General features: G+C 41.7%; 9 protein-coding genes and 1 pseudogene. 6 read left to right on the forward strand and 4 right to left on the reverse strand.

Annotation, left to right across the window (positions count from 1 at the left end; genetic code table 11):
* The first annotated feature begins 21 nt into the window (after positions 1-21).
* Positions 22-1,047 carry a helix-turn-helix transcriptional regulator gene (locus CSQ79_RS07545; RefSeq protein ID WP_099700693.1) on the forward strand — a complete coding sequence of 342 codons (1,026 nt, stop codon included), beginning with the start codon at positions 22-24 and terminating at the stop codon, positions 1,045-1,047.
* Here the strand turns inward: CSQ79_RS07545 and CSQ79_RS07550 are convergent.
* The gene (locus tag CSQ79_RS07550) at positions 1,020-1,364 is read right to left on the reverse strand and encodes a type II toxin-antitoxin system RelE family toxin (protein ID WP_289500795.1); all 345 of its coding nucleotides are present in this window, start codon (positions 1,362-1,364) and stop codon (positions 1,020-1,022) included. The two genes, CSQ79_RS07545 and CSQ79_RS07550, sit on opposite strands and share 28 nt — an antisense overlap.
* Positions 1,365-1,786: 422 nt before the next feature.
* Between CSQ79_RS07550 and CSQ79_RS07555 the strand changes: the two genes are divergently transcribed.
* The 3 genes and pseudogenes from CSQ79_RS07555 (at position 1,787) to CSQ79_RS07565 (ending at position 5,642) form a co-directional block, all read left to right on the forward strand.
* The gene (locus CSQ79_RS07555) at positions 1,787-4,351 is read left to right on the forward strand and encodes a TonB-dependent siderophore receptor (RefSeq protein WP_099700556.1); all 2,565 of its coding nucleotides are present in this window, start codon (positions 1,787-1,789) and stop codon (positions 4,349-4,351) included.
* Positions 4,352-4,355: 4 nt separating this feature from the next.
* A pseudogene (locus CSQ79_RS28835) lies at positions 4,356-4,647 on the forward strand (TonB-dependent receptor domain-containing protein); the annotation flags it as partial.
* A gap of 14 nt (positions 4,648-4,661) precedes the next feature.
* Positions 4,662-5,642 carry an iron-siderophore ABC transporter substrate-binding protein gene (locus CSQ79_RS07565; protein ID WP_099700557.1) on the forward strand — a complete coding sequence of 327 codons (981 nt, stop codon included), beginning with the start codon at positions 4,662-4,664 and terminating at the stop codon, positions 5,640-5,642.
* 181 nt (positions 5,643-5,823) lie between these two features.
* Here the strand turns inward: CSQ79_RS07565 and CSQ79_RS07570 are convergent, their stop codons facing one another.
* Positions 5,824-6,690, reverse strand: coding sequence for a DUF4351 domain-containing protein (locus CSQ79_RS07570; RefSeq protein ID WP_099700558.1), 867 nt, complete (start codon positions 6,688-6,690; stop codon positions 5,824-5,826).
* A gap of 460 nt (positions 6,691-7,150) precedes the next feature.
* Positions 7,151-9,121: an acetate--CoA ligase gene (gene acs, locus CSQ79_RS07575; protein ID WP_099700559.1), complete on the reverse strand. Its 1,971-nt coding sequence runs from the start codon at positions 9,119-9,121 to the stop codon at positions 7,151-7,153.
* Positions 9,122-9,466: 345 nt separating this feature from the next.
* Between acs and CSQ79_RS07580 the strand changes: the two genes are divergently transcribed.
* Positions 9,467-10,228, forward strand: a complete 762-nt coding sequence (locus CSQ79_RS07580) for a TerC family protein (RefSeq protein ID WP_099700560.1) — start codon at positions 9,467-9,469, stop codon at positions 10,226-10,228.
* Positions 10,229-10,323: 95 nt separating this feature from the next.
* On the opposite strand, the gene ndk is transcribed toward CSQ79_RS07580, so the two are convergent.
* The gene (gene ndk / locus CSQ79_RS07585) at positions 10,324-10,773 is read right to left on the reverse strand and encodes a nucleoside-diphosphate kinase (RefSeq protein WP_099700561.1); all 450 of its coding nucleotides are present in this window, start codon (positions 10,771-10,773) and stop codon (positions 10,324-10,326) included.
* Between the two features lie 266 nt (positions 10,774-11,039).
* Between ndk and speA the strand changes: the two genes are divergently transcribed.
* Positions 11,040-13,097, forward strand: a complete 2,058-nt coding sequence (gene speA, locus CSQ79_RS07590; RefSeq protein ID WP_099700562.1) for a biosynthetic arginine decarboxylase — start codon at positions 11,040-11,042, stop codon at positions 13,095-13,097.
* Positions 13,098-13,191 lie beyond the last annotated feature (94 nt).

Genomic DNA, 13,191 nt, shown 5'->3' on the forward strand with positions numbered 1-13,191 from the left:
CAACTCAGTCTCATTTTTAAAATGAAGATCTTACCAGCAGAAGAATATTGGCAAGTGCGTGAAGAAAGTATCAAAACCAATGGTAAGTGGCTCTTAAACCATGATGGATTTGATGAAATTTGGCAATGTGACAATCAATTTTCTAATGATCAAGTTTATTTGCTTGAACTTCGTCCTGGTTTAGATATGTCAATAGGAAAACATCTACAGCATACTGATTTAAATTATGTAAGTCCTCATTACGAGATACCCTATCCAATAACATCTAAATTTCATCTTTCAGGAAATTATCGAACAATTACTCCAGGAATTAAAGAAATTTGTGATGAGTATATTGAACGAATAGGAAACCATTACTTATTTTATTTACCCGATTTATATGAAATTCATCAAGTTTTAGCTGAAGAAGATTTCCTTATTGTATCTATTTATATTGAGATTGATGTATTCAAAACTTTCAGCCAAGGTTTTGAATCGTTACCAACTCCTTTACAAGCATTAATTAATAAAAAATCGCCACCCAGGTTTCATTATCCTGTAGGAGAAATCACGCCAGCAATGTTTAGGGTGTTGCAGCAAATTCTTAATCCGCCTTTTCAGGGAATGATGAAGCGGATGTATTTAGAAAGTAGAGTTTTGGAGTTGTTAGCGCTGCAACTAAATCAGTTTCTGCATCACGAACGAGCCATTAAAGCAGTTACAAACTTAAGAGCGATAGATATTGAAAAAGCTTATCATGCCAGAGATATTTTAATTCGTCGTGCCGAAAATCCACCATCGCTGATGAAGTTAGCAGAATTAGTTGGTGTGGGCGATCGCAAACTGCGTTACTGTTTTCGCGAAGTCTTTGGAACTACCGTATTCGGCTACTTACACGATTATCGCATGGAACAAGCAAAAGTGATGTTAGGTGGAACCAAGATGCAAGTTGCAGAAGTCGCGAATGCAGTTGGATATTCACACCTCGGTTATTTTGCGAAAGCTTTTAAAGCAAAATTTGGGATTTCGCCGAAAGAATTTCAATTTGGGAAAAAGCCGCTCAGGTAATGCATCAATTTTAACTTCTCTTCGCGGTATACTTCCCTACGATGACCTATTCTGATCGCAATTATCAATAAAATACTATCATAAATCTCATACAAAATTCGATAATTACCTACTTTAATCCGATAACGATTGTCACCACCTTTTAGTTTGCCAACACCACTTGGACGTGTATTATTGGCAAGTTCATCAATTTTAGTTTGTATACGTTCTTGAAATTCAAGGGGAAGTTTATTAAACTGTTTCAACGCACCCTTTGAAAATTCAACTTTGTAAATCATGTAATATTTCTTGTCATTTCTTTTTTGATTTTTTCCCAAGAAATAGTGCCGTTTTCTGCTATATCTTTTAATCCTTCTTCAAATTCTTCCTCATCTTCCTGCTTGCGGATTCTGAGTAATTCTAAAATTTCTTGTAGAGCATGAATCGTAGATGCCCTCCGACTTCAGTCGGGGCTATCCAGGCAAAGTGTACCTTCGTACACTAAAATGAGATTTTTAGTAGTAAGTCCACCTCCGTGGACTTTGTTTATTTAGGTGCGAATTTATTCGCCCAGTATTCACGCAGGAGGTCTATTGAGTTCATTCGATTGCGACTCAACGACGAAGCACCTCCTTGATTTTGGAAAAAGCCGCTTAAGTGACAAAAAAATGCAGTTTTACAGATAGACAGTAACAAAGCAAACCTCGTAATCTAAGCCTGATGGAGTTTTTGAGAATCTTTCTCCATAGGTGTGAGTGGTATGCAAAAATTTCGAGTGGCTTTTGGGCGGTTAAATTGGCAATTATGGATTGTAGCTTTGGTGTTGATTGCACCTTCTCCAGTGCGGGCGGATACACAGACACCTCAACTAAGCGAAATCAAACTTCCCGCCAATAGCACTCAACTACTGGTACAAACACCAACCATCCCTGCAAATATTGTCCTGATTTCGGGAGTAAGAGCGAATCCTACTGATACTGGTGTAGAAGTTATTTTAGAGACGACTCAAGGAGAACAACTGCAAGTCATAAATCGCAGTAGTGGTAATAACTACATTGCGGATATCCCAAATGCACAACTGCGTTTACCTAATAACGATGCTTTTGCATTTCGTTCCGAAAACTCAACTGCGGGTATTACTGAAATAACAGTTACGAATTTTGATGCAAACACAGTGCGAATCGCAGTTATAGGCGAAGCAGCGTTACCAACGGTTGAGTTATTTGACAGTAACGAGGGTTTAATTTTTGGGATTGTAACAGCTACGTCTTCTGCACAGCAACCAGTAACACCGTCTACTGAAGATGATGAACTAATCGAAATTTTGGTGACAGGAGAACAAGATGGGTACAAAGTACCAAATGCTTCTGTAGGAACTAGAACCGACACACCACTGCGTGATATTCCGCAATCGATTCAGGTTGTTCCGCAAGAAGTCCTGCAAGAGCAACGAGCCACACGCTTAGGTGATGCCTTGAGAAATGTTACTGGTGTGAATCCCACCAGAGGATCTGGTGATAGAGCTGATTCTTTTACAATTCGTGGCTTCGAGATTTTTAGTGGTAACGTCCTCAATAACGGGCTACTAGATCGCACAACGACTGAAACTAGAGATTTATACAATGTTGCAAGAGTAGAAGTTCTCAAAGGACCAGCCTCTGTGCTTTATGGTTCAGGTAACCCAGGCGGTACAGTCAATATTGTCACCAAGCAGCCCCTTGCGATTCCTTTTTATGAAATAGAAGCCACAGTTGGGAGTTATTCATTATATCGAGGTAGTCTTGACTTTTCTGGCCCATTGAACGATGCCAAAACAGTACTATATCGTCTGAATCTGGCGTATCAAAATTCTGGTAGTTACATTGATTTTGTTGGTAATAGATCATTCTTTATTGCACCTGCAATTAAGATGACACTCGGCGAAAATACAAATTTAACTTTTGAGGGAGAATATTCTAATAAAATCATTGATTCTCGGACAGTTGTTGTCCTACCGGCAGTTGGTACAGTGTTACCTGGTCCAGGTGGTCGTCGGATTCCTCGTAATCGCACAGTCTATGAACCAGAAGGTGATACTATAATTGAAACCACAAGGCTAGGATATCGATTAGAGCATCGATTTAGCGATACATGGTCATTGCGAAATGATTTTCGCGTCACCTTTGAGCATAATGCTGATAACAATCAAGCATTTTTTCTTGGTCTTGACTCTGATAATCAAACTGCCAATCGTATTACTTATGGTTCAGAGGGCGATTCTCGTATTTATAACCTGACAACAGATATATCTGGACGCTTTTCTACTGGCTTCATTGAACATCAGTTATTGTTCGGTGTAAATTTGAGCCGATTTGATAACTTTAACAATTTCGGAATCGATCTGGCGGAGCTAGCTCCACTTGATATCTACAATCCTGTTTATAGTCAGCCAATTGTTGGCCGGATTGATACCGTATACGAGGATGGTTCTCGTTTAACAGACGCACTAGGCATTTATATTCAAGATCAGATTAAATTTACTGAGAACTTCAAGCTTTTGCTAGGTGGTCGGTTTGATTTATTCACACAAACAAATCAAAATTTTTTAGACGATACGACTGATATTCAATCGGGTGATGCATTCACACCTCGTGTAGGAATTGTCTATCAACCGATTCCTGCCATTTCGCTGTACGCCAGTTATAGTCAGTCTTTTAACCCTATAGAGGGTAGGTCTGCTAATGGTAGTCTATTTCAACCAGAACGGGGTACTCAGTATGAAGTTGGTGTCAAAGCCGATTTAAATGAGCGACTAGCAACAACCCTGTCCCTTTACAGCTTGACACGTTCCAACCTGTTGACCACAGACCCTAATGATTCCCGCTTTTCTATTCAAACCGGTGAACAACGTAGTCAGGGAATTGAATTTGATATTACTGGAGAAATCTCACCAGGCTGGAATATCTTGGCAGGGTATGCTTACACGGATGCCAAAATTATTGCAGATAATAATTTTCCATCTGGTAATCGTTTGACTAATGCTCCCGAACATAGCTTTAATCTGTGGACAACTTACGAAATCCAATCAGGGGATCTCAGAGGGTTGGGATTTGGCTTAGGGCTATTTTATATTGGCGATCGCGCTGGAGATTTAGAAAATTCCTTTGACGTGCCTAGTTATTTACGTACTGATGCAACCATTTTTTACCGCCGAGATCGGCTCAGAGTCGCATTGAATGTGAAAAATTTGTTTGATACAGACTATTTTGTCTATGTTACTAATAGAGATTTCGTACTCAGAGGCGATCCATTAACCATATCAGGTACCATTTCTTGGGAATTTTAAATAATTTTACGCTAGTTTCGGGATACGGAGCAGCCAAGGAATCGAGCTTAGCCTTGCTGGTGAAATACTACTAGGATGGAATGTGTTTGCCAGTTATGCGTACAACGATGCTCGCGTCACGGAAGATAATGTGATATCAGTTGGCAACCGCATACAACGAACAACGCCTCATGCGGCTAGCTTATGGACGACTTATGAAATTCAACGTGGATTATTTTGAGGGTGCTTTTAATCGAAATCGGGTTTTTCCTGGCACGCCATTTACTGTTGAGGGAACTGTTTCCTGGACATTTTGAAATAGTTAGGTTTCATGATGAAGTTTCTCCGCCGCCTTACCTATTGGATATGTCTAGGAATTGTGGCATTTGCACTTGTTACTGGCTGCCATACCAGCAATCGAACCGCCACTCCAGCATCTTCAGCACAAAATTGCCGAGTTGTACAACATACTGCGGGTGAAACCTGCGTTCCACTCAATCCGCAACGAATTGTGGCTTTAGATATTCTGAGTCTGAGTAACATTGTTGCTTTGGGAATCAAACCAATCGCAGCAGCAACATGGTCTTCTATAGAGGGCAAAATAGACTTTCCTCCGCATTTGGCAAATAATATCAAAGGAATTTCTTTACACAGCTATGCTACTGCCCAACCTAATTTAGAGAAGATTCTGCAACTTAAGCCTGACTTAATTATTCTTCCTTCAGATCCGTCATCACAAAGCATATATCAACAATTGTCACATATTGCTCCTACCGTGTTAGTTCCCTGGGCAGAAATTTCACGCGATTGGAAACAACACCTAATAGAAACCGCAAAGATTTTTGATAAGACGGATGTCGCCACTCAACTTTTAGATAGCTATGACCAAAGAGTGGAAGAAGTAAAGCAAAGCTTAGGCGTTTTACACACCAGTTTACAGAAGCAAGCGTTTTATGCATCATTTGCTTATGTTAGCGATCGATTAACTCTTGCTGCTAAAAACTCCTTTTCCGGCACAATTTTGAATGATCTTGGTTTACTATCTCCTAAATCATCTGATGGTCTTGCCTTACCAATTTCTGAAGAAAGCTTGCCCAAAATCGATAGCGATGTTCTTTTTATTGGAGTTTATCAAGAAAGCGATCGCTCAACTCTAAAACGCCTTCAGCGCAAACCCCTCTGGTCTAAAATCAAGGCTGTTCAGCAAAACCAAGTTTATACTGTCGATTTCCAAACCTGGTATGGCTTTGATTTTCTTTCGGCTCATGCGGTACTCGATGATATTGAGAAGTACTTAGTCAATGCACCGTAAACTTTTATTCAGTAAGCGTTACTAGGATTTTGACAATAAAACTATTAGAAAATCAACTGTGCGATGTCACAGACCAGCCGCTACTCTGCGAGAACGCTTCGCCAATGCGTCTACGCATAATTTTCTTGACACATTCAATTATTTGTGTATTTAAATAGCGAACTTAAAATGTAGCTTCAAACTAAACGCCTTGACTCAACCAAGCTTCTAAATCGGTGATTCCTTGAAAGTCTAGTAATGCTTCAGCCAGATTTTCGATTTGTTCTAACGATAAAGTATCAATATGCGATCGCACATCTTGCGGTAACTCCCCTACGCGTCGATTGAGTTGACGCAGCACAAGCTCGCGCCCTTCTGCTAAGCGCCCTTGTTGTTCTCCACGTTGTTCTCCACGCTGTTCGCCAATTTGTTCGCCCTCAGCTAAGATCTCTTGATAAATTACCGACTCGCGCATCATCCCCTCCCGAAAGATTCGTCGGATTAACTCTTTGTTATATTTTAACCCCGCTAATATTTGTGTATACGCCGCGATTTCGGAGCGTTGTTCAACAGCTTCAAGTTGATTGACTCGTTGGACGACTTGTTGTAGTAAGCTTTGCGGTTGTGTTGTTGCGGTTAATGGGGCAAATGGTAATAATGCGGGTTCATCTAGAAATTGTGCCACATCTTCTTCCCACATCCGTATTACGCGATACTCATGACGAGTCATTTCTACATTAAAGGCAGTTTCGATAATTGTGTCGGGTGCGGGTGGAAGTAATAAAACAACGACTTGCGTAACTGGAAGATGATATAAACGATACAACCTTACCCAATAGTCGAGCATTCGTATCGGTAGGGGTGGTGTGGATTCTAGTTTGGTTTGGAATTCTAGATGTAAGATGCGTCCTTGTAGCTGTAAAAATGTCACATAATCTGCGCGAATTGGTTCAATACTCAATTCGGTTTTGAGGACTGTAACTTCAGTTTGCGGTGTACCTAACACCCAACTAGCAAATGTTGCAGGATGTTTTTCGGATAGGAGTTTGCACAGGTTATCAAATGACATGAAAAATTGATGGCAATCAAATTAGATATTGCCATTATCTTGATAAAGGTCAACTACGATTAGCAATAATAGACCTCTTGCAAAAGGTACTTTTGCTTATTGGTGGGTAAAGGTTAAAGGAAAATTTCATCTTTTTCACCTTGTCCCTTTCCCCCTTTCCCGACTTTTGCAAAAAGTTTAATAGACCTCCTGCGCGAATACTTAAAACTGTCATGTTGAGTGAAGCGAAACATCTCCTGAGATTCTAGCCTGCGGCAATGCTGCGCGAACACTACACTGTGTTTCGTTCAGAATGACATCCATATTTTTTTGATTCATGCAGGAGGTTTAATGAATAAAATTCAACAAATTAGCCCACGTGACGCAACGGTTCAAGCGTTGATTGCGCCATTAGATAAGTGTTAAAGAATGAGAGCGATCGCCCCTCAAGATAAACGCGATCGCATCCTAACCCAAAAAATTAAGCCCCCTCACGCAGTTTATCGAGTACACCACGATCTTCTAATGTAGAAGTATCTCCAGAAACTTCTTGCCCAGAGGCGAGATTGCGTAACAACCGCCGCATGATTTTACCCGAACGAGTTTTTGGCAACGCATCAGTAAAGCGAATTTCACCAGGACGCGCGATCGCACCAATTTCTTTAACAACGTGCTGCTTGAGTTCTTTACTCAGTTGTTCGCTCGGTTGATACGTACCCTCTAAAGTCACAAAAGCAACAATATCTTCTCCTTTGACCTCGTCAGGTTTACTGACAATTGCTGCCTCAGCAACAGCAGGATGCGATACTAGTGCAGATTCAACCTCCATTGTGCCTAAACGGTGTCCAGAAACATTAATCACGTCATCAACACGCCCCATCACCCAAAAATAACCATCTTCATCACGTCTCGCACCATCACCAGCAAAATAAACATATTTGCCATCTTGTGGTGGGATATGTTCCCAATAAGTACGCCGGAAGCGATCGGGATCGCCGTATACCGTACGCATCATTCCAGGCCAGGGATGACGGACAATTAAATAACCACCTGCGTTGTCACCTACCGAATTACCTTCTAAATCAACAACATCTGCGAGAATACCAGGAAAAGGACGTGTTGCCGAACCAGGTTTTGTCGGAATTGCCCCAGGTAGGGGGGTAATCATAATTCCTCCGGTTTCCGTTTGCCACCAGGTATCCACAATTGGACAGCGATCGCCGCCGATGACGCGGTAGTACCACATCCAAGCTTCAGGATTAATTGGTTCGCCCACAGTTCCTAACAATCGTAAAGAAGATAGATTTCTGGCTTTGGGCAAGTGTTCGCCCATTTTAATAAAGGCTCGAATCGCTGTTGGTGCAGTGTAAAAAACTGTCACGCCGTACTTCTCAATCACATCCCAAAAACAACCAGGATTAGAGGAACGCGGCGCACCTTCGTACATAACTGTTGTTGCACCGTTGGAAAGTGGACCATAAATAATGTAACTGTGTCCAGTAATCCAACCAACGTCAGCTGTACACCAATAGACGTCCGTATCCTGTAGATCAAAAATCCATTTGGTGGTCATATGCGTGTATAAGTTGTAACCACCTGTGGTATGTACTACTCCTTTAGGTTTACCAGTACTCCCCGAAGTGTAGAGAATAAACAGCATATCTTCACTGTCCATCGGTTCAGCAAGACAATCTGCTGAAACACTTTGCTGAAGATCGTGCCACCAATGGTCGCGTCCTGGTTCCATTTGGACTTCTTGTCCAGTTCGCCGCACAACAAGCACATTTTCGACGCTAGTCACATCTCCACCTGCTAAGGCTTTATCAACTTGTTCTTTCAGCGGAACTGCGGCATCTTTACGATAACCACCATCAGCAGTCACAACAACTTTAGCTTCTCCGTCAATGAGGCGATCGCGCAATGCTTCGGCACTAAAACCACCAAAGACAACAGTATGCGGCGCACCAATTCGCGCACAGGCTAACATCGCGATCGCTGCTTCAGGGATCATCGGCATATAGATTCCCACGCGATCGCCTTTTTTGACACCTAAGTGCTTTAGCACATTAGCAAATTGGCAGACTTCGCGGTGTAGCTGAGCGTAGGTGAGTGTACGCGAGTCTCCTGGTTCACCTTCCCAAATCAACGCGGCTTTATTTTTACGCCAAGTAGTGAGATGGCGATCGAGACAGTTGTAAGAAATATTGATTTTGCCGTTGACAAACCACTTAGCAAATGGTGGCTGCCAATCGAGTACTTTGTCCCACTTTTGAAACCAGTGCAACTCTTGTTGGGCAAGTTCTGCCCAAAAACCCTCAGGATCAGAAGACGCTTTATCGTATAGTTGCTGGTATTCTTCTAAGTTTTTAACTTGGGCATTTTGCGAAAACTCAGCCGGAGGATGAAATAAACGTTTTTCTTGGAGAATTGATTCAATTGTGAGTTGAGACATATCTCTTGCTCTTGGCATTGCTACTCAAAACCATTGTGCGCGTAGATTTGCTTGAAAGTGTTTTGAGTTTCTTTAAGCTTTAGAATTATTGCCCGCAATACACGCGATCGCGATTGATTTTGCTAATATTTGCTGCTTAATCCCTCAGTTATGAATACTTAACTTATCAATCAAGGTACATCAGTTATTCTTGATTCAAGCCTTCAAGCTTATCTAGATCTTCTCTGAATTGAGGATTTCCTATCTAAAGGTAAATTTATCTACAGTGTAGCGATTTGTTAAAATTATTAAATTAAGCTGTCCACTAGTGTTGGTTTTGCTGTATTCAGGTGCGAAAAATTTTTAATGATAGATCAAGTTTTTGATTCTCCCTTTAACGTAGGGATTGAAGCAACTCTAGTATTAATTATCCTAATTTTTTTAGAGTCGGTACTTTCTGCAGACAATGCAATCGCGCTGGCAGCAATTGCTCAAGGATTAGAAGATAAAAAGTTAGAACGTCAGGCACTCAACTTTGGTTTAGTTGTCGCTTACATATTGCGGATTAGCTTAATCCTCACAGCTACCTGGGTAACAAAATTTTGGCAGTTTGAACTCTTAGGCGCTGCATATTTACTTTGGCTAGTATTTCAGTATTTCACTTCAGACGACAATCCGGAACATCAACATCATGGTCCGCGCTTTGCTAACTTGTGGCAAGCAATTCCTGTAATTGCATTCACCGATTTGGCATTTTCCTTGGATAGTGTGACAACAGCGATCGCCGTTTCGCAAGAAAAATGGCTTGTGATTACCGGTGCAACTATAGGCATTGTGGCGCTACGATTTATGGCTGGACTGTTCATTCGCTGGTTAGATGAATTTACCCACTTAGAAGATGCAGGTTATATTACCGTAGCGCTAGTAGGCTTACGATTGTTATTGAGAGTTATAGACAAAGATTTGGTTCCACCTGAATGGTTAATGATTAGTGCGATCGCCGCAATTTTTGCTTGGGGTTTTTCCCAGCGAACTAAAACTGCAGCTCAAGATGAACGAGAAAAAAGCAATCAAGAAGCAGAAATTAATGTTGTAAAAGTTGGAGAAGCTGAGGGAAATCAGAGATGAGACAGCTTGAGTAGGCGGGTAGTAGGGTAGTAGGGATAGCATTTTCGTCCCTCCCACACGCCCACACGCCCACACTCCTACACTCCCCTCATCAGCTACTCCCGAATCCAAGAACTTAGACTAGGTTGCCAACTAACAAGTTCTTCGTCTGTAAACCACAGACTAACTTCCTGGGTTGCGGTTTCAGGTGCATCTGAACCATGAATGATGTTACGTCCAATATCAACACCTAAATCTCCGCGAATTGTACCTGGTTCAGCATTTAAAGGATTTGTTGCACCAATCATTTTGCGTGCTGCGGTAATAACCCCATCACCTTCCCAAACCATGGCAACAACAGGACCAGAGGTGATAAAGTCTACTAACCCAGCAAAGAAAGGTTTTTCCCGATGAACACCATAATGCTGTTCGGCGAGTTCACGGCTGACTTGCATAAATTTTAAGCCTACCAGAGTAAACCCTTTAGCTTCAAAGCGGCTAATAATTTCGCCTACAAGTCCACGTTGTACACCATCGGGCTTAATAGCTAAAAATGTGCGTTCCAAAACTGTCTCCTGTGAAGATGAACAATAAAGCGATTTGCGTAAATGTGCTATCAGACTTTTCGCCCATTGTGTAGCGCATCCAAAATCTCCTAAATTTAACTTCTAGTTAAATCCAGATTAAATTTGAATGCTGATAGTGCAGATGAATCGCTATGTAACAACAAAAATCAGATTATCTCAGAAAGTCTCTCTTAGTTCAGAATCCGCTTTGAATTAGATGAGTTAAACTGGCTATTCGTGGGTGAAACATACGAGGTCAAGACATAATGGGTGTTGAGTTAAGCACAAATTCAGCATTAGAGGGACAGCCCCCTCTTGAACTCCAACCACAGAAGCAAGAAGCTTCTGAAGGTAGAAAGACGGCAAGCGATGGAAAAGCGGAACCAAACAACAAAAAATCCTCATCAAATCCGAAAACTGAACTTTTGCCGCGAAAAAAATGGAAAATTGAGGATAGCGAAGCCCTTTATCGAATTGATGGTTGGGGTGAACCTTACTTTTCTATCAATGCTGCTGGTCATGTTACAGTTTCCCCCAAAGGCGATCGCGGCGGTTCTTTAGATTTATACGAATTAGTAAACGCCCTCAAGCAGCGTAACTTATCCATGCCGTTGCTCATTCGCTTTTCTGATATTTTGGAGGATCGGATTCAGCGATTGAATGCTTGTTTTGCCAAAGCGATCGCTCGCTATAACTACCCAGGCGTTTATCGTGGTGTTTACCCAGTCAAGTGTAACCAACAAAAACACTTAATCGAAGATCTCGTTCGATTTGGGAAACCTCATCAATTTGGCTTGGAAGCAGGATCTAAGCCTGAATTAATGATCGCCTTAGCAATGTTAGATACTCCTGGTGCGCTTTTGGTGTGTAATGGCTACAAAGATCGCGAGTATATCGAGATTGCCATGCTCGCAACACGCTTAGGGCAGACTCCCATCATTGTGATAGAACAAGTTGAAGAAGTTGATCTCGTGATTAATGCGAGTCGTCAGTTGGGAATTCGACCAATTTTAGGGGTACGAGCAAAGTTGAGTACCCAAGGTATGGGACGCTGGGGAACATCAACCGGCGATCGCGCTAAATTTGGTTTGACGATTCCTGAAATCATTCAAGCTGTCGATAAGTTACGCGATGCTAATCTCCTTGAATCGTTACAACTTCTTCATTTCCACATTGGCTCGCAAATTTCAGCAATTAACGTCATCAAAGATGCAATTCAAGAAGCTAGCCGCATTTATGTCGAATTAGCCCAGCTTGGGGCAGATATGAAGTATCTCGATGTGGGTGGCGGCTTAGGCGTAGATTACGACGGCTCGCAAACCAACTTCTACGCCTCAAAAAACTACAATATGCAGAATTATGCCAACGACATTGTGGCAGAGCTAAAAGACGCCTGTGCTGAGCGGAAAATACCTGTACCGACATTGATCAGTGAAAGCGGTAGGGCGATCGCATCGCACCAATCAATTTTAATTTTTGATGTTCTCAGTACTTGTGATGTGCCTTCAGTTGTGCCAAATCCACCACAAGCAGAAGAACCACCGATTATTCACAACCTATGGGAAACTTATCAATCAATTAACGTTGAAAACTATCAAGAAGCGTACCACGACATCACTCAATTTAAGGAAGAAGGCATCAACCGATTTAATTTAGGCATCTTAACGCTAAGAGAGCGTGCCAGGGTTGAGCGAATTTACTGGGCTTGCTGTGAGAAAATCACAAACATTACTCGTCAGCAAGAATATGTGCCAGATGACTTGGAAGAACTGGAAAAAATTATGGCTTCCATCTACTACGTCAATCTGTCTGTATTTCAATCTGCGCCAGATTGTTGGGCAATAGATCAACTATTTCCCCTCATGCCAATTCACCGCTTGGATGAGGAACCTACACGGCGAGGTATCTTGGCAGACTTAACTTGCGACAGTGATGGGAAAATTGACAAATTCATTGATTTACGTGATGTCAAGTCAGTTTTAGAACTTCATTCTTTTAAACCTGGAGAACCCTACTACTTGGGAATGTTCCTCAGCGGCGCTTACCAAGAAATTATGGGTAATTTGCATAACTTGTTTGGTGACACCAATGCAGTTCATATTCAATTAACACCTAAAGGATATCAAATTGAACACGTAGTTAAGGGTGATACTATGACCGAAGTCGTGGGTTATGTGCAATACGACTCAGAAGATTTAGTTGAAAGTATCCGCCAGCGCACTGAGCAAGCACTCGAAGAAAAGCGAATTACGCTGTCTGAATCTCAACGATTGCTACAAACATATGAGCAGAGTTTGAGTCGATATACTTACTTGTCTCCATAAATAGGAGTAGAGGTGCAGGGGAGATATGAGTCGTGAAGTGTTGAGCTTAAGGAAGTGATGAGTGTTGAGTTATGAGTTATTTTCTTGAATTCAA

It is taken from the genome of Gloeocapsopsis sp. IPPAS B-1203, from assembly GCF_002749975.1.
Lineage (GTDB): Bacteria > Cyanobacteriota > Cyanobacteriia > Cyanobacteriales > Chroococcidiopsidaceae > Gloeocapsopsis.